Source organism: Bacteroides reticulotermitis JCM 10512 (genome assembly GCF_000517545.1).
In the GTDB taxonomy this organism is placed as follows: Bacteria; Bacteroidota; Bacteroidia; order Bacteroidales; family Bacteroidaceae; genus Bacteroides; species Bacteroides reticulotermitis.
In genome coordinates, this window is the sequence record NZ_BAIV01000048.1 from 1 (window position 1) to 17532 (window position 17532).

Sequence of the window (17532 nt, forward strand, 5' to 3'; positions counted from 1 at the left end):
TCGACAGACATTGAACGCGGACTGCCCAACCGACCTTCGGGTAACCAACCCGAAGCATGCGAAAAAAGAAACATTCCGTACGACGACACAGGATAAAGCGTTTGCACATCCCGTATCACTCGTGCCAAAACTTCTTTGCTCGCAGAGTTCTCCTCCTCATACGTTTGAAGTACTTTCTGCACATTAATCCCTTTTTCCTCGACAATCTCCAACAATTGAGGAACAGCGCCGCTTGCATCCTTATAGATCAATAGTCGGCCTTCCAACGAGTTCTTCCATGCATTACATAAAGCATCAATTTTCGCAGTAACTTCCCAAGATAAATTATTATCACCGCCCATATAAACAAGCAGTACCCGGTCTCTCGGGATAAGTGGATCGTCTTCCGATTCGCAAGCAACAAACAGCCAAGCGAATAAAAGTAGAAAAGTCCAGGATAGGTTTATGTGTTTTAATTTTTGCATTGCTAGTTTTCTTATTATTCGTTCTGCAAAATTACAAAAGATCTTTATCAAACAAAAACATTTAACACATTTACTCGCAACAGATGTATTATATTATTCATCATAACAATAAATAATATTCAGGGATCGCGAAGCCCGTTACTACCCTCCCCAAAACGATCTAGATCGTTTTAAAAAACACCGAGACGTTTGATCCGATTCATCGAGATGTTTTTTAAAATCATCGAAGTGTTTTTTTCAGATAAACCATATCAATCAATTGCTCCCCTTCTTCGTAAATCGGATGGTCATAATGGTCGATAAAGAAGTTCTCCACGCGATGGGAGATTGTAAAACCACAATGTTCATAAAATAAGAGCGTAGACGGGAAATCACCCGTACCAACCAACATGGTGGTGCAAGACGGTTTATAATACTCAAACAGAAAAGTGACCAAACGCTTGCCGTACCCTTTCCGCTGCTCGGCAGGATAAGTCGCGATATTCTTGATTTCACAAACGCCCTCGCCTTCGAGCGTTACAACAGATACTGCTTTCAACTGATTTTCTTCGTAGAGCGCAAAAAGAGTTCCCCGTTCCAGATAACGGTCGATCATGTCTCCCTGCTCATCTGCCAAATATAATAAATCGAAATACTGTTTCTTATGCTGAGTTATTTCCCTAATTTCCATACATACAACGATTAGTTAAGTGCACAAAAATAGCATTTCTAGCCGATTTTACCTATTATCTTTTTACCTTTGCCGCCAAATTTTCACAATACAGCTATTATATTATAGAACTCTATGAACGAAGAAAAAGTACGTAAACCGGCTCCGGGATGGTGGGCATTGAGTCCGCTACTCGTGTTTTTATGTCTCTACCTGGTAACTTCCATCATTATCAATGACTTTTATAAAGTACCCATAACCGTTGCTTTTCTGGCTTCCTCATGCTATGCCATCGCCATCACGAAAGGACTAAATCTTGACCAACGAGTCTATCAATTCTCTGTCGGAGCCTCCAACAAAAATATCATACTCATGATATGGATCTTTGTCTTAGCCGGCGCCTTTGCGCAGAGTGCGAAAGAAATGGGTGCCATCGATGCCGCAGTGAATCTCACGCTACAAATACTTCCGGGCAACTTGCTGCTGGCCGCCATCTTTATCGCCTCGTGTTTCATCTCCTTATCAATCGGAACCAGCGTGGGGACCATCGTAGCTTTAACTCCCGTAGCCATTGGCCTGGCGGAAAAGACCGGAGTCGATCTCCCGTTTATGGTAGCTATTGTCGTAGGAGGCTCTTTTTTCGGTGACAATCTTTCCTTTATATCCGATACAACCATTGCCGCTACACGCACGCAAGAATGCGTAATGACGGATAAGTTTCGGGTAAATTCCCTAATTATTGCTCCGGCAGTGGTGATTGTATTGGGTATTTACATCTTCCAGGGACTGTCGGTCACCGCTCCCGTGAATGTTCAGGCGATAGAATGGATCAAGATTCTCCCCTACCTGGTCGTGTTGATTACGGCCGTCATCGGCATGAATGTAATGCTGGTATTAACATTAGGTATCGTACTAAGTGGAATTATTGGCATCCTCACCGGTAGTTTCGGATTCTTCGACTGGTTCGGTTCAATGGGTACAGGCATCACCGACATGGGCGAATTAATCATCATTACCCTGCTAGCAGGCGGTATGCTGGAAATCATACGATACAATGGTGGAATTGACTTTATTATAGAAAAGCTAACTCGGCATGTCAATGGTAAAAGAGGCGCTGAATTAAGCATAGCCGCATTGGTTAGCATAGCCAATCTCTGCACCGCCAACAATACAATCGCAATTATCACCACAGGCTCTATCTCCAAAGACATAGCTATAAAATATCATCTCGACCGGCGAAAAACGGCTAGCATACTGGATACTTTCTCTTGTTTCATACAAGGAATCATCCCTATGGGGCACAGATACTCATTGCTGCCGGACTTGCGGAGATCTCCCCTATCAGCATCTTACCACATTTATATTATCCTTTCACAATGGGTATCTGTGCATTCTTGGCCATCTTATTCCGGTTTCCGAAGAAGTACTCTTAATCGAATAAAAGCAGTGGAATTGTTTGTCAGTCAAAAGAAAAGCTGTATATTTGCGCCCGCTATTACGAGATAATAGCATAATTCAAATCAAATTAATTAAAAACAATTATTAAAAATGGCAACTAGAATCAGATTGCAAAGACACGGACGTAAAAGTTACGCGTTCTATTCAATTGTAATTGCAGACAGCAGAGCACCACGTGATGGTAAATTTATTGAGAAGATTGGTACATACAACCCGAATACCAATCCTGCTACAGTAGATTTGAATTTCGACGCTGCATTGGCATGGGTACTGAAAGGTGCACAACCAAGCGATACAGTACGTAACATTCTTTCTCGCGAAGGTGTTTACATGAAGAAACATCTTTTAGGCGGTGTAACTAAAGGCGCATTCGGTGAAGCTGAAGCTGATGCTAAATTTGAAGCATGGAAAAACAACAAACAATCAGGTTTGTCTGCTTTAAAAGCTAAAGAAGATGAAGCTAAAAAAGCTGACGCTAAAGCACGCCTTGAAGCTGAAAAGAAAGTAAACGAAGAAAAAGCAAAAGTACTTGCTGAAAAGAAAGCAGCTGAAAAAGCAGCTACAGAAGTTCCGGCTGAAGAAGCTCCTGTTGAAGAAGCACCAGTCGTAGAAGAAGCACCGGTTGTTGAAGAAGCTCCAGTAGCAGAAGCACCAGCTCCGGCTGCTGAAGAAGCTCCGGCTAAAGAAGCTGCTGCTGAATAAATTTCGGCATATCCCACTGAAATAGTTTGGGAAAAAAGCTATAAGAGTCCTCTCTGGAATTTCCGGAGAGGACTCTTTTATTCCAGACTATTGAACATCGCAAGCCTATTTATGTGATGCTACACCCCCTCTACAAAGTTTTCGAATTTAGCCTTCAGCTTTCAGTTTAGCCTTCAACTGACTATCATTCAGAGCTATAACGCTGAAGCCCCACCTGAAAGTAAAAAATATAGCTTTCAGTACTTTCAGCCTATAAGAACTTTGAACAAAGTAGATGCAAGTTTAGCTTTCAGCCCAATAAACCTATAGATCAACTAATTACCTTCAAAAATGAAAGCTGAAAGCTAAAATCAAAACTTTATTTTGGGGCCTTTTACCCTGAAAATGCCCCAGATTCCACTCCCTTTTTTGCTCCATAAAAGTTGAATTGTTTATTAATCCGCAGGATAAGTTGGCAAAGATAAGCTATAAAAAGAAGCGGGTGATTGATTAATTTGCCCTGGGCAACCGGGTGAAATGCCCTGGGATACAAGCACTAAAGCCCTGGGCAATTGAGAAAAAGCCAGGGGAGTTGAATGAAACACCGTCGGTAATTGATAAAATTGAGCGATCGATATTCAAAAACAACCTATACTTTTTTAAGGGTTACCAAAATCTTTGGCAGCCTCTTTAACTTGCTCTTAGCAAAGAGGCTGGGGTATGCTCTTAAAGCAAGATCTTCTCCAGATCCTCAATCGTTGAAACAATACAATCGGCTCCGGCCTTTTCCATTTCCGGTCGATCACCATAACCGTACAATACACCAACGGAAGCAATCCCTATCGTTTTGGCTCCAATAATATCGTGTTTACGATCGCCAATCATCAGCAATTGCTCCAAATCGGTAAGTGCATTCTGCTCGATGACATAGCGAATCACTTCTGCCTTTGCCGAACGGGTACGTTCCAATGTATCTCCACCAATAAAGTCAAAGTAACCATCGATCTTAAAATATGCCAGAATCTGCCGGGCCAATGGTTCAGGTTTGGAAGTAGCAACCATCAACTTTTTATCAGCATCTTTCAACTTAGTGAGCAGTTCGGGGATGCCGGGATAAAGTTCGTTCTCAAACATTCCGGTCTTCACAAAGAACTCATGATAGTATCGACACGCTTCGTCAGCCTGCTCAGCTGTAAAATGATAGAAATCCCGAAAAGAGTCTTGCAACGGAGGTCCGATGAACGGACAAAGCGTTTGTAAATCATCCACTTGGATATCATATTTACTTAAAGCATATTGCACAGAATGGGTAATGCCCAGCATCGGATCAGACAATGTACCGTCGAGATCGAATAAAAGAACCGGGTATTGAGAAAATAAAGAAGTCTCTTGTTTCATTGCTATATTATAATACAAAATTAGTTGCTTGGATCAAAGGCTGCTCTCTTGCGGACAAGAGACAGAATCTATTTTACAAATAAGTGATCTATTCGATCGATTTACGATATTCATTGGGAGTCAGGCCAACTTGCTTTTTGAAGAGTCGGCCGAAATGTTGCGGATACTGAAAGCCCAGTTCGTACGCTATCTCGCTTATTGTCAATTCAGTTACAGACAGACGTTCTTTAGCGTGCTCAATGAGTTTAAACTGTATATACTCCCGGGGAGACTTACCGGTCTCTTTCTTCACTAAATCGCCAAAATAGTTGGGAGATAAGAATACACTATCCGCGAAATACTTCACCGTAGGAAGTCCATGCTTTTGCACAAGATCTCCCGACAAATAGGCTTCGATCTGATTCTCAAACTTCTGAATCGTATCAAGACTTATATGCTCGCGTGTGATAAACTGCCGCTCATAGAATCGCAAACAGTAGCTCAGTAGCAATTCGATATTCATAACGATAAGCCGTTTGCTCAGTTTATCGACTCCGTATTGCAACTCAATCTGTATTTTCTCAAAGCAATCCATTATGATCTTCCTCTCACGCTCGGATAAATGCAATGCTTCGCTAACCGAATAGGAGAAAAAGCCGTAACTCTTTATATGCTGTCCCAAGGCCGTCCCTCGTATCAGATCCGGATGAAACAGAATTCCATATACGTTAAGCTTTACCTCATCTTCTAAAGCACTCACTTCGGCTACCTGCCGGGTGCAAAACAAACGATGGTGCCTTCCTGGTAATCATAGTTTTTGCGGCCATATTTTATATCGCACTCTTTGCCACATTTAAGAAAAAGAGCATATACCCCATAATTCATTTGAATATGGTTTACCAGATTTGTTGCTTTGGTCAGATCAATAATGCTAACCAACGGATGAAGTGTTTCCAGTCCGTACAACTTATTATAACGATCGACAGTATCTAATTGAATTACCTTATCCATAACGCAAAGATACACTCTTTTCCAAGAAATCGATGTCCCCGGACGAGGAAACCGTAATCGGGGTTGTAATCTCAGTAGTTAGGCTACAGAGCCACTCACCTACTTACCCTACTTTTGCATGGTGAACTTACAACAATCAAAAAAATAAAGATATGGAACTTAGCTTTTTTTATTGAACAGATGAATAATGGAACGCCTGTACTCAACGGCTCCGAACTACATAACTATATGAGTAAACTCAGCTATGAAGCGATGCAGGTGACTTGTACGTTGAACAACTCCTTCCATTCCCCCGACGGGATGCGAGCTTTATTCTCCCAACTAATTGGAAAGCAGATCGATTCTTCTTTCTCGATGTTCCCACCCTTCCATACGGATTGTGGCAAGAATATCACCATTGGCAAAAATGTGTTCATCAATTCGGGGTGTCACTTTCAGGATCAGGGAGGGATTACAATTAAAGATGGCGCACTGATCGGACATAATGTTACTTTAGCCACGCTGAACCATGGCATCGCACCGGAAGACAGGCATTCGTTATATCCGGCTCCGATCGTTATTGGAGAGAACGTCTGGATCGGCTCCGGGTCAGTTATTGTACCGGGCGTTACAATCGGAGAGAATTCGGTTGTCGGTGCCGGATCAGTAGTAACTAAAGATGTACCGGCAAATACAATTGTAGCAGGTGCACCGGCGAAAAGCATTCGAACGGGAATCAATCTTAAATAAATTTCTTACATTTGTTTTTCTATCGAAGAATGATTTAGTAGAAATAACAAATAACCAACCATCATGACAATCACAGAAACTATCCGCAAGGAACTCCATACGCTAATAGATCCTACGTACAGAGAATTTCACTCTTCCCTACTCCCCGGAACGGAAAACATTCTAGGGGTACGTATTCCATTGTTGCGCAAGCTGGCCAAAGAAATTGCTCAGAAAGACGGTTGGCGTGAGTTTGTCGAAACCACCGATACGGCCTATTATGAAGAGGTGATGCTGCAAGGCCTGGTAATCGGAATAGCTAAAATGCCGATTGAAGAACGGATAAAGTACCTGCGGATGTTTGTTCCCCGCATCGACAACTGGGCGGTGTGCGACATTTTTTGCGGTGAGCTGAAACCGGCTGTGCGCAAAAACAAAGAAACAGTCTGGCTTTTTATTCAACCGTATCTGCTATCGGCTAAAGAATATAAAATCCGGTATGGGGTAGTCATGCTGTTTCATTTCATAGACGAAGAGCACATCGACTTTATACTCCATTATTGCGATTCATTCCGGCACGACGGATATTATGCCCGCATGGGAATAGCTTGGTTACTCTCCATTTGTTACATCAAGTTTCCCGAAAAGACGCTGGCATATTTAAAAGAGAGTCAATTGGATAAATGGACTTACAATAAATCACTGCAAAAGATAACCGAATCTCTGCGGGTGGACCAGGAATCCAAAGTCTTAATCCGGGCTATGAAAAGGAAGTAGCACGAACAACTATCTATATACGATAAACGGTGTCTCCGCTCAGAATCAAGTAGCAAAGACACCGTTTAGTTGTATTATAACGAGGCTGTTTTATCTGCCTCCTCTGGTTTTCTTGCGCCGGCTTCTGCGTCGCTGCAATTGTCGACGTTTATAGCGTTCCCATCTTTTATATATCATCCAACCGCTCATGAGTCCCACGACTACAAAAATGAGTATGGTAATTCCGGCTCCGAGGTTATCACCTTTGATGCGTGACCATATATCAAGCACATCCCGGGTTTTATCGCCAAAGTCACGAATCATGGCACAACGCTCTACCACCTTCCGATCGGGATACTGAATTTTATCTATTTGGATGCTATCCGCTCCCGGACCGAAGAAATAGCTCAAATCGGAATAATAATCCAGCGTAGTATCTGTTTTAGCTTCCTGCACTTCGGGCGTAGCAATGGAACTTACGTAACCGCAGAAGTCCATATTGCGTAAGGCAATATCCGAACGACACATGAAGTTGATAAAGTAACTGGCTGCTTTGGTATTCTTCGCGTACTTCGGAATTACCCAACCGTCATACCAGATGTTACTTCCTTCTTTGGGTACCGTATAGTCAAGATCAACCCCAACAGCACTCGCTTCTTCAATAGCCCAAATTGCATCGCCACTCCAGGTCATATTTAAGTAAGCTTTATTTTTGGTCATCATCTCCTTGCCGAAATCCGCTTCCCAACCGGATATATTCGGTTTCAAAGCTTTCAGATACTGCTCGGCTATTTCCATCGCACGGGGAGAGTAATCATTCATCAAGGCTTCGACCGTGGTCTTTCCTTCAGCCAATTCCTGGGCGTGAGCATAGATAACGGCCGTACCGTAAGCGTCGCGGTAGCTATCTTTCATCAGAATTTTGCCGGCATACTTCTTATCCCAAAGACATTCCCAGGAAGTCGCATCCGAATCGGGCACAAATGCTCGATTATAGAGTATTCCCGCAGTTCCCCACATATAACATACAGCGTAATGACTGGCAACGGCTTCACCCGGCTGACTTAACTTATCGATCTGTTCCCGTATATAAGGCGCCACATTACCTAGTAGTTAGACGAACTACCGAAATTGGTATCGATAGGAAGCAGTAATTTCTTCTTCAACATCCGTTCAATGATGTATTCGGAAGGACAGACCACATCGAAATCTTCATGCCCTTTTTCTATCTTGGTGAGCATGATCTCGTTGATATCAAAGGTTTGGTAGACGATCCGGATGTCTTCTCCGGTCTGCTCTTTATAATAGGCTTGAAAATCTTCAAGTACACTGTCTCCTATATAATCCGCCCAGTTGTATATTTTCAATACGTTCTCACGCGGCACACCGGAATTGTAACAACCGGCAAGCAAGCAAAGAGGTAAGATCAAAAATAGTATCTTCTTCATTCTTCTCATTTTTTGTTTTTACCGGCACGGTAATTAATAACTATCAAAAGCGTAAGTACAACTACAAATATAATAGCAGAGAGCGGACGCAACTCAGGCGTCAATCCTCCCTTACGCGCATCTGCATAAATATACGTTGAAAGAGTTTCCAACCCTTCATTACCGATGGTAAATACAGTCACTGCGAAATCATCAATCGAAAGGGTCAACGCAAGCATGAAACCGCTAATCATCCCCGGTCGGATTTCCGGTACAATTACTTTCCATAAAGCTTGCATAGGCGTTGCCCCCAGATCGAGTGCCGCTTCATAAATATTTGGATTCATCTGTTTAAGGCGGGGAAGTACACTCAGCACCACATAAGGCGTACAAAACGTAATATGCGCCAACACCACCGTCATATATCCCTGCGATATACCTAAAGAGACAAATAACAGGAACAAGGAGATACCGGTAATAATGTCACCATTCAGAATGGGAATGCTATTCACAAATCCAACAGCTTTACGGGTACGCGATTTTAGGTTGTAGATACCGATAGCCGCCACACTACCCAGCAAGGTAGAAGCCGTAGCAGCAATCAAAGCAATTGTAATCGTATTAATCAATGCGTTCACCAGCGAGTGGTGCGTACCATTGGAAAACAAAGAGGTATAAAGTTTCACCGAAAAGCCGGTCCAGTTGCCCAGCACTTTAGCCTCGGTAAACGAATAGATTATAATAATGACTATCGGTGAGTAAAGCAGAAGTAACAATGCCCACAGGTAGGTCTGTGCAAAAAGTTTCTTTACCATAACCCACCTCCTTCATTTGAATTGTCTTTATCTTCAGTGCTAAACAACGAAGTGGCCGCAATCAGCAATAACATGATGAGCGAAAGCGCGGCTCCATAGTTCCACATGCTGTTATTTATGTTCTCCTGTATGGTGGTACCGAACAGTTTGATATTATTCATCGTCAACAACTCGGCAATGGCAAAAGTGGAGATGGTCGGCATAAACACCATCATAATGCCACTCATCACACCGGGCATGGAAAGCGGTAATACTGCTTTCAAAAAGACTTGCATCGGATTGGCCCCCAAGTCTTGTGCCGCTTCGATATAACTCTGATCCATCTTCTGCAAGGTGTTGTAAATGGGATAAATCATAAACGGAATGAAATTATACACCATACCGAATATCAAAGCGCCCTCGCCCAATGGCACACTTAAGAAGTCGAACAAAGCGACTGTAGCCAGCGTCCGCACCAGAATATTAACCCACATGGGGAGAATAAAGAGCACAACCATCGTTTTGGAACGATTCAGTTTGCTGTTACTCAATATCCAAGCAGCAGGATACCCTAACAAAAGACAAAAAAGGGTGGTAATAATGGCAATGCCAATTGAATAGACAAAGGTGTTAACAGCCTCGTGATGATGAAAGAACTTCTCAAAGTTCTCTAGAGTAAGCGCACCGTTATCATCGGTAAACGCATATACCACAATCAACAACAGCGGAATAACAACGAAAATGGCAGAGAAAATAATGTAAGGGAGAGCCCAACTCTTACGCGATGACAAAAAGACCAAAAACTTCTTATTCACTTCCTTTCCTATTAATCATTTACTTTAAAACTACACGAATAGCATCTGGGGGAATGGTAATACCTACACGATCGCCATCGTCCCATACATCATTCGTATCTACAAACACGTTTTCATCCCAATCAGAGAGTACTGTTAGGTGATAATGATCTCCTTTATAGAGAATCAGCTTGACTTCACCTGTGAGCATACCGTCTTCTTCATTATCCTGAAGGATGATTCGTCCAAAATCAACATGGACGTTGACTTCTGCTCCGGACTCAATGTTGGTAGCCGGACTACATTCAAATGTGCAACCCAGAAATTCCACATGAGTTTCATCGAGCAGTTTGCCATCAAAGGTATTGGCCAGTCGTTCTTTCTTCATGATATGAATATCGAATGGTTTAACAAGTAGACCGACCTCTGCTCCTACTTCAAAATGATGATAATCCTGCACCAGGAACTCATGAGTGCCACAAAGCACAGTCATCTCGTAATGAACTCCTTTAAAAATGGATGTCTGCACAACTCCGGTCAACTGAGCCATATCCGAAATTGGAAAAATATACAAGTCTTCCGGACGAATCACTACATCAACAGAAGTGTTCTCACCGAATCCTTCGTCCACACATTCAAACTCCGTACCGCAAAAGCGAACCAGTTTGTCATGAATCATGGTACCGTTGAGGATGTTACTTTCACCAATAAAATCGGCTACAAATGAGTTGATCGGTTCATTATAAATATCAGTCGGTATACCGATTTGTTGTATTTTACCTTCACTCATCACCACAATGGTATCGCTCAGCGTCAATGCCTCCTCCTGATCGTGAGTTACATATACAAATGTAATCCCCAAACTCTTATGCATTTCTTTCAATTCCATCTGCATATCCTTCCGCATCTTGAGGTCGAGAGCTGCCAAAGGTTCGTCGAGCAGCAATACCTCCGGCTCATTTACAATGGCACGGGCAATGGCAACACGTTGTTGCTGACCACCGGAAAGTGAATCTACATCACGGTATTCATAGTCTGTCATACCTACCATTTTCAAGGCTGCTTTCACCTTTTTATCAATAACTGCCTTAGCGGTCTTCTTCAACTTCAACCCGAAGGCTATATTATCATACACATTCAAATGAGGAAATAAGGCATACTTCTGAAACACGGTATTCACCGGACGCTTATGAGGAGGAGTTTGGGTAATCTCTTTTCCAGAGATACGTATCTCTCCTTCCGAAGCCGTCTGAAAACCGGCGATCAGACGCAATAAGGTCGTCTTCCCACAGCCCGAAGGCCCTAGAATAGTCACAAACTCACCTTTCTTCACGTCTAAAGTCACATTATCAAGTACGGTTTTTTCACCAAAGTACTTAGAAACATGGCTTACCTCAATGATGGATTTGTCTTCTTGCATATTCATACTAATTTTGGAGATGCAAAGGTACACAATTCTATGATTTCATCCTACGTGTTAATCTAATATAACAGAGTTTTTAGAAGCTGGAATAAAAAAAAAATTATCTTTGCATAAATATTTATTCACTAATCATACAGAATCATGAGAAAATTAACTTATTTATTTATCGCAACTGCTGTAATCGGCATGGTAGCCTGTACCGGAGGAAAGTCTGGCTATACCATTACCGGTACAGTAGAAGGAGCTGCTGATGGAGATACAGTATTTCTTCAGGAAGCTACCGGCAGAAATCTGGTTAAGCTGGATACTGCTATTATAGCCAACGGAACTTTTACGTTTAAAGGAACACAGGACTCTGTGGTTAATCGTTATGTTACTTGTCAGGTAAACGGTGACAACCTGTTACTAGACTTTTTCCTCGAAAATGGAAAAATCAACATCGCGCTTACCAAAGAAAATGATTCCGCAACCGGAACTCCTAACAACGACGCTTACCAGGAAATTAGAAGTAAGATTAGTGGCATCAGTACCAAAATGCGTGCTATCTACGAAGCTATGGGCGACAGCACGTTGACTGACGAGCAAAAGGAAGCTAAACAAAAAGAAGGTACTCAGTTGGAAGAAGAATATGGAACGATTTTGAAAGAAGGTGTACAAAAGAACATCACCAATGCTGTCGGAATCCACCTATTCAAACAGACATTCTATAATAATTCTACGGAAGAAAACGAAGCTTTACTGAGTCAGGTACCGGCTAACTTCCTACAGGATGAAGCGATTAAAAACATCAAAGAACTCACTGAAAAGCAAAAGAAAACGGCTGTTGGCGTGAAGTTTACTGACTTTGCCATGGTAACTCCGGACGAAAAGCCTATTAAGCTTTCTGACTACGTAGGAAAAGGCAAAATCGTATTGGTAGACTTCTGGGCTAGCTGGTGTGGTCCTTGCCGTCGCGAAATGCCGAACTTGGTAGATGCTTACGCAAAATACAAAGGCAAGAATTTCGAAATCGTCGGAGTTTCTCTCGATCAGGACGGAGCTGCTTGGAAAGAATCAATTAAGACGCTTGGCATGACTTGGCCGCAAATGTCGGATCTCAAATTCTGGCAAAGTGAAGGTGCGCAAATTTATGCAGTAAATAGTATTCCACACACAATCCTTATTGATGGTGAAGGAACGATTATCGCACGCGGCCTACACGGAGCCGAACTGCTACAAAAAATAGCCGAACTGGTTAAATAAACAATTCGCTTAAAAGCTTCAACGCTTTTATACCATAAACTAAAAGCCCCTGCAATATTGAAATTGCAGGGGCTTTTTATATAATACTAAAATGTATATTAGTCATTCACAAACCAGCGAACATAACAGAAGTCCTGGCGATGTGGAAGATCCGCATTCTTCGGGAACATACGATATGAAACTTTAAAGCTACCTGCATTCGACAGGCTATGCGTAGCTTGGAATGTATACAGGTTACCCTCTTTCTTAATCACACTGAACGGCTCAGTAGAGTAAACATGCTCCTTACCATCGGCAGTTGTGTAAACCGTAACCAGTTCCAGTCCGACAGCATCGTTCAGGCCCTTTTCATCGATTACATACGTAATGGTATAATCCTTACCGCTCTCGAGTTCACCTTTCTTAAGTTCTTCTACTTTATCACAAGATACTACTTCGATAGAATCCCATTTAGCAACGACTTCTTCCTTCCAAGCAGCAATTTCTTTCGCTTTTGCGTTATTGTTAGCTGAAAGTAGTTTGAAACGTTTAGCCAGTTTAATATAGAATTTATTGTAGTAATCATCCAATTGACGCTTCATTGTATAATGAGGTGCAATCTGAGCAATAGAGTTCTTTATAACTTTAATCCAGCCTTCCGAACATCCTTTCTTATTCCGTGCATAATACAACGGAAGAATTTCTGTTTCCAGAATGCTGTATATTGTTGCGGCATCCAATTGATCCTGATGCTCTTGGTTCTGATAAGTACGTTTGTCAGTCAAAGCCCAACCGGCACCTTCACGGTAACCTTCCAACCACCAGCCATCAAGGACTGAGAAGTTCAAAACACCGTTCATCAAAGCCTTCTCACCCGATGTACCGGATGCTTCTAACGGACGAGTTGGAGTATTCAACCAAATATCAACACCAGATACCAATCTTCTAGCCAATTGCATATCGTAGTTTTCGAGGAAGATAATCTTACCCAAGAATTCCGGGCGACGAGAGATTTCAATAATACGCTTAATCAATCCCTGACCTGCACCATCGTTCGGATGCGCTTTACCTGTGAACAGGAACTGTACAGGGTAATCCGGGTTATTTACAATCTTAGACAAGCGGTCTAGATCCGTAAACAACAAGTGCGCACGTTTGTAAGTAGCAAAACGACGACCGAAACCAATCAATAAGGCATTCGGATTAATTTTATCCATCAGTGAAACAATACGCGATGGGTCTCCTTGATTCTTCAACCAGTTTTCACGGAACGATTTACGAATGTAGTCCACCAACTTATTCTTCATCACCATACGAGTCTTCCAAATTTCCTCGTCGGGCACATCATAAATCGCTTCCCAGATCTTCGGATTGGATTGATCGTACCAGAAGTTCTCATTGAAACATTTAAAGTACAGTTCTTTCCATTCTGTTGCACTCCAAGTTGGGAAGTGAACACCGTTTGTTACATATCCTACATGGTTTTCTTCGGGGAAGTAACCTTTCCAGATAGAAGAGAACATCTCCTGAGAAACTTTTCCATGCAACCAGCTTACGCCGTTAACTTCCTGAGAAGTGTTACACGCAAAGACGGACATACAAAAACGTTCGCCCTTATCACCCGGATTGTTACGTCCAAGATCCATCAAGTCATCCCATGTGATACCCATTTTGGCAGGATATCCACCCATATATTTACCAAACAATCCTTCGTCGAAGTAGTCATGTCCGGCAGGAACCGGTGTATGAACCGTATAAAGTGAAGAAGCACGAACCAATTCGATTGCTTGATCATAAGTCAATCCCGTAGCTACATAGTCACAGATACGTTGAACATTGATCAAGGCAGCATGTCCTTCATTACAATGGTAAACTTCTTTCTGGATACCTAACTCTTTCAGCGTCAAAATACCACCGATACCTAACAAGATTTCTTGCTTCAAGCGGTTCTCCCAATCTCCACCATAGAGTTGATGCGTAATCGGGCGATCGTATTCGCTATTCATTTCGTTATCCGTATCAAGTAAATACAAAGAGATACGTCCTACTTTAACACACCACACATTGGCATGAACAAAATAGTTCAGGTAAGGAACAGCAACAACCATTGGGTTTCCTTTGCTGTCTATAACACGCTCAATAGGAAGCTGCCCAAAGTTCTGTGCTTCGTAGTTAGCAATCTGCTGTCCATCCATAGACAACATTTGCGTAAAATATCCGTAACGGTACAAGAAGCCAACGGCACATAGATCAACGTTACTATCAGAAGCTTCTTTCAAGTAGTCACCGGCCAAAACGCCCAGACCACCGGAATATATTTTCAATACATGGCTCAGACCATATTCCATGCTAAAGTAAGCAACGGAAGGACGCTTGCTATCAGGCTTCACATCCATATAATCTCTGAACTTAGTATAAACATCATTCATTCTTTTCAGAATAACCTTATCCTTAGCCAACGCTTCAAGCTTTTCATAGCTCATGCTTTCAAGCAGCAGTACCGGATTATGCGCACATTCTTTCCAAATTTCGGGATCGAGATCTCCAAACAATTCGGTTGCTTCATAATTCCATGTCCACCAAATATTGCGGGCTATTTCAGACAACTTTTCCAACTCAGCCGGTACACGTGATCTCACAGTTACAGCTTTCCAGTTGGGGGTATTCACATTACTAACTTTAATTTTCATAATGTTCTCGTTAATTTATTGATAAATATATAAGTTCTATGCTAACTGACGCTTTTTGGCATTACGCAAAGCAATGTCATAAGCTTCATAATAATATTGTATAAAATGTTTCCATAGAGCCTGTTCAGCTACTTTGGAAGCATGTTCTCTCATTTCTTCAACTTCGTCCTCTGTCTTAGTCGAAAACAAGATAACCGTATTTTTAATACCATCGGACACCTCAGAATAATTATAGTCAGAGCGATGCAACACTTCTACACCATCTATGATGCCATGCTGATTTTTCAAACTATTCACCCAAAGGCCAAAACCGGCCAAGTCGGTAGTAATTGTCGGTACGCGGAAAGCCACACTCTCTAAGGGAGTATATCCCCACGGCTCATAATAAGAAGCATAAACGCTCAAGTCTTGTCCCAACAATAAATCGTAATACTCTTTATTCCAAATACCATCATTTCCATCCAGGTAACAAGGGACAAATATAACTTTAACTTTATCTTCCACGGAATTTTTCAGTTCTGTATGCTTTAGCATATTCAGCACTTGGTCAAACTCCATATTGTGAAGCCAATGCGTAATAAATGGAGTATCGAGGGCAGTATCAAATTTCTTTTTACTCTTCAAACGCTCCTTTAAATCTTCACGGGGTTCGCTTACCCAAGCCGGAACGCTGATAAAAGCCAGCACATTCTTCTGCAGCTTTTCATCTTTATTCAGTCGGTTCAATGATTCCAAGAAAGTATCAATACCTTTATTCTTGAATTCATAACGTCCACTCGTCCCGACTATTAACGTATCATCACCCAGATTTGTTCCGAGCATTTTATTAGCAACATTCAACATGAGTGAACGAGCACGCTTGCGTTTCCCTGTAAATGTACTGCCTTTAGGCACGAAATCATCTTCAAAACCATTCATCAAAACAACGTCTGCCGGTCTCTTTAGCAATTCCCGACACTCATTATTTGTGATTTGGCTTACGGTCGTAAAACAGTCGATATAATGTGCGGTTTGTTTCTCAATGGAGTGTTTAGACTGCATATTCAGTTCCTGCGCCATCTGATCACCGTTATAGGCAAACAGATAGTCGTATAGCGGTTTATTGTTACCAGCTATTGAACGTCCGATAGAAGTTGCGTGAGTTGTAAAGATCGTACCTATTTCCGGAACTGCATCTTGCACGTATAAGGCTCCCATACCTGTCATCCACTCATGGGCCTGGTACACAACCTTATCCATCTCCGTCAAATTGTAGCGATAGAAGCTTTCAACGACTTTTCCAGCGGCATACGAAAACATAGAAGCTTCATCATAGTCGCCATAAGCGTGCAATGAATCCACTTGGAACTGATTCCACATAGCTGCGTAAATCTCATTCTTCTGTTTAAAGAACATTTGAAAATCGACCAATAAAACGATAGGTTCTCCGGGAATATTCCAACGTCCTACCCGGACTGAAAGGTTATCTTTTTCAAGTGCATGTTTTTTCCATTCGGCACACAGCTTGTCAGATTCAACGAACAATGGATTTTCTTTTCCTTGCCATACATCCGGGCCGATAAAGAATATTCTATCTCTAAACTTACTCTGTAAGGTATTGGCCCGCGTTGACAAAACGGTGTATATCCCTCCACTTTATTACATACTTCCCAGCTAGCCTCGAAGATATAATCAGGGGTTAATAAATCTTTTACCATATTTTCTATTAAAACTCTTTTTACTATACGAATGCAAAATACACATTATTCTTTGAATAATAACACCTTATATCAAAAATATAAATTAATTACAGTGAAGAAGTGCTTATTAAATGGTCAAAAAATGCCCTGGAATAAACGAGAGGCTACATTCTTAATACATAATGAAGAATGTTCTGTTTCAAAGGACGTGAGCGGTATATACGGAAAAACAGAAGCATATAAACGATGCTATCAACCTAATTCCGAAGTACATATAGTTATTTATTTTACCATACTCAAACAAGCTATATTTGCGACAAGATAAGCTATGGAATACAGATTTAGATATAAAGAGATTATATGAAGTAAGATGATGCGCCAAACACCTAGAAGTATTTAG

11 protein-coding genes and 4 pseudogenes are annotated in these 17532 nt (G+C 41.8%); 5 read left to right on the forward strand and 10 right to left on the reverse strand.

The window, feature by feature from the left end; translation table 11 throughout:
* Together JCM10512_RS19990 and JCM10512_RS19995 are read right to left on the reverse strand one after the other, a co-directional pair.
* The coding region (locus JCM10512_RS19990; RefSeq protein ID WP_044165633.1) for a clostripain-related cysteine peptidase at positions 1-464 on the reverse strand (464 nt) is incomplete at its 3' end.
* 220 nt (positions 465-684) lie between these two features.
* Positions 685-1134 (reverse strand): GNAT family N-acetyltransferase, encoded by a 450-nt coding sequence (locus JCM10512_RS19995; protein ID WP_044165622.1) that lies wholly within the window; start codon positions 1132-1134, stop codon positions 685-687.
* A 114-nt stretch (positions 1135-1248) separates the two neighbouring features.
* Between JCM10512_RS19995 and JCM10512_RS20000 the strand changes: the two are divergent.
* Together JCM10512_RS20000 and JCM10512_RS20005 are read left to right on the forward strand one after the other, a co-directional pair.
* Positions 1249-2546: pseudogene (locus JCM10512_RS20000) on the forward strand (Na+/H+ antiporter NhaC family protein).
* A gap of 115 nt (positions 2547-2661) precedes the next feature.
* Positions 2662-3273 carry a 30S ribosomal protein S16 gene (locus JCM10512_RS20005; RefSeq protein ID WP_044165623.1) on the forward strand — a complete coding sequence of 204 codons (612 nt, stop codon included), beginning with the start codon at positions 2662-2664 and terminating at the stop codon, positions 3271-3273.
* 705 nt (positions 3274-3978) lie between these two features.
* On the opposite strand, the gene JCM10512_RS20010 is transcribed toward JCM10512_RS20005, so the two are convergent.
* Positions 3979-4650 carry an HAD family hydrolase gene (locus JCM10512_RS20010; RefSeq protein ID WP_044165635.1) on the reverse strand — a complete coding sequence of 224 codons (672 nt, stop codon included), beginning with the start codon at positions 4648-4650 and terminating at the stop codon, positions 3979-3981.
* An 88-nt stretch (positions 4651-4738) separates the two neighbouring features.
* A pseudogene (locus JCM10512_RS20015) lies at positions 4739-5640 on the reverse strand (helix-turn-helix domain-containing protein).
* A gap of 180 nt (positions 5641-5820) precedes the next feature.
* On the opposite strand from JCM10512_RS20015, the gene JCM10512_RS20020 reads away from it, so the two are divergent.
* Positions 5821-6369, forward strand: a complete 549-nt coding sequence (locus tag JCM10512_RS20020) for a sugar O-acetyltransferase (RefSeq protein WP_044165637.1) — start codon at positions 5821-5823, stop codon at positions 6367-6369.
* Between the two features lie 63 nt (positions 6370-6432).
* A complete protein-coding gene (locus JCM10512_RS20025) occupies positions 6433-7125 on the forward strand; it encodes a DNA alkylation repair protein (protein WP_044165626.1) in 693 nt (230 codons plus the stop codon).
* Positions 7126-7215: 90 nt separating this feature from the next.
* Here JCM10512_RS20025 and JCM10512_RS20030 read toward each other — a convergent pair.
* The 4 genes and pseudogenes from JCM10512_RS20030 to JCM10512_RS20045 all read right to left on the reverse strand — a co-directional run bounded on the left by JCM10512_RS20030 (position 7216) and on the right by JCM10512_RS20045 (position 11545).
* Positions 7216-8552: pseudogene (locus tag JCM10512_RS20030) on the reverse strand (ABC transporter substrate-binding protein).
* Between the two features lie 5 nt (positions 8553-8557).
* Positions 8558-9346 carry an ABC transporter permease gene (locus tag JCM10512_RS20035; RefSeq protein WP_044165627.1) on the reverse strand — a complete coding sequence of 263 codons (789 nt, stop codon included), beginning with the start codon at positions 9344-9346 and terminating at the stop codon, positions 8558-8560.
* A complete protein-coding gene (locus JCM10512_RS20040; protein WP_044165628.1) occupies positions 9340-10140 on the reverse strand; it encodes an ABC transporter permease in 801 nt (266 codons plus the stop codon). Before JCM10512_RS20040 ends, JCM10512_RS20035 begins: the two co-directional genes overlap by 7 nt.
* Before the next feature lie 19 nt (positions 10141-10159).
* Positions 10160-11545, reverse strand: a complete 1386-nt coding sequence (locus JCM10512_RS20045) for a polyamine ABC transporter ATP-binding protein (protein WP_148298499.1) — start codon at positions 11543-11545, stop codon at positions 10160-10162.
* A gap of 138 nt (positions 11546-11683) precedes the next feature.
* Between JCM10512_RS20045 and JCM10512_RS20050 the strand changes: the two genes are divergently transcribed.
* Positions 11684-12784 (forward strand): TlpA disulfide reductase family protein, encoded by a 1101-nt coding sequence (locus JCM10512_RS20050; protein ID WP_044165630.1) that lies wholly within the window; start codon positions 11684-11686, stop codon positions 12782-12784.
* A gap of 98 nt (positions 12785-12882) precedes the next feature.
* Here the strand turns inward: JCM10512_RS20050 and JCM10512_RS20055 are convergent, their stop codons facing one another.
* Together JCM10512_RS20055 and JCM10512_RS20060 are read right to left on the reverse strand one after the other, a co-directional pair.
* The gene (locus JCM10512_RS20055; RefSeq protein ID WP_044165631.1) at positions 12883-15453 is read right to left on the reverse strand and encodes a glycosyltransferase family 1 protein; all 2571 of its coding nucleotides are present in this window, start codon (positions 15451-15453) and stop codon (positions 12883-12885) included.
* 36 nt (positions 15454-15489) lie between these two features.
* Positions 15490-17150 (reverse strand): annotated as a pseudogene (locus JCM10512_RS20060) (glycogen/starch synthase).
* Positions 17151-17532: the final 382 nt, after the last annotated feature.

Bases quoted from the DNA above. Each gene is read 5' to 3' on its own strand.
- JCM10512_RS20055 (WP_044165631.1), bottom strand. From the start codon at position 15,453: ATGAAAATTAAAGTTAGTAATGTGAATACCCCCAACTGGAAAGCTGTA.
- JCM10512_RS19995 (WP_044165622.1), bottom strand. From the start codon at position 1,134: ATGGAAATTAGGGAAATAACTCAGCATAAGAAACAGTATTTCGATTTA.
- JCM10512_RS20020 (WP_044165637.1), top strand. From the start codon at position 5,821: ATGAATAATGGAACGCCTGTACTCAACGGCTCCGAACTACATAACTAT.
- JCM10512_RS20010 (WP_044165635.1), bottom strand. From the start codon at position 4,650: ATGAAACAAGAGACTTCTTTATTTTCTCAATACCCGGTTCTTTTATTC.
- JCM10512_RS20050 (WP_044165630.1), top strand. From the start codon at position 11,684: ATGAGAAAATTAACTTATTTATTTATCGCAACTGCTGTAATCGGCATG.
- JCM10512_RS20035 (WP_044165627.1), bottom strand. From the start codon at position 9,346: ATGGTAAAGAAACTTTTTGCACAGACCTACCTGTGGGCATTGTTACTT.
- JCM10512_RS20005 (WP_044165623.1), top strand. From the start codon at position 2,662: ATGGCAACTAGAATCAGATTGCAAAGACACGGACGTAAAAGTTACGCG.
- JCM10512_RS20045 (WP_148298499.1), bottom strand. From the start codon at position 11,545: ATGAATATGCAAGAAGACAAATCCATCATTGAGGTAAGCCATGTTTCT.
- JCM10512_RS20025 (WP_044165626.1), top strand. From the start codon at position 6,433: ATGACAATCACAGAAACTATCCGCAAGGAACTCCATACGCTAATAGAT.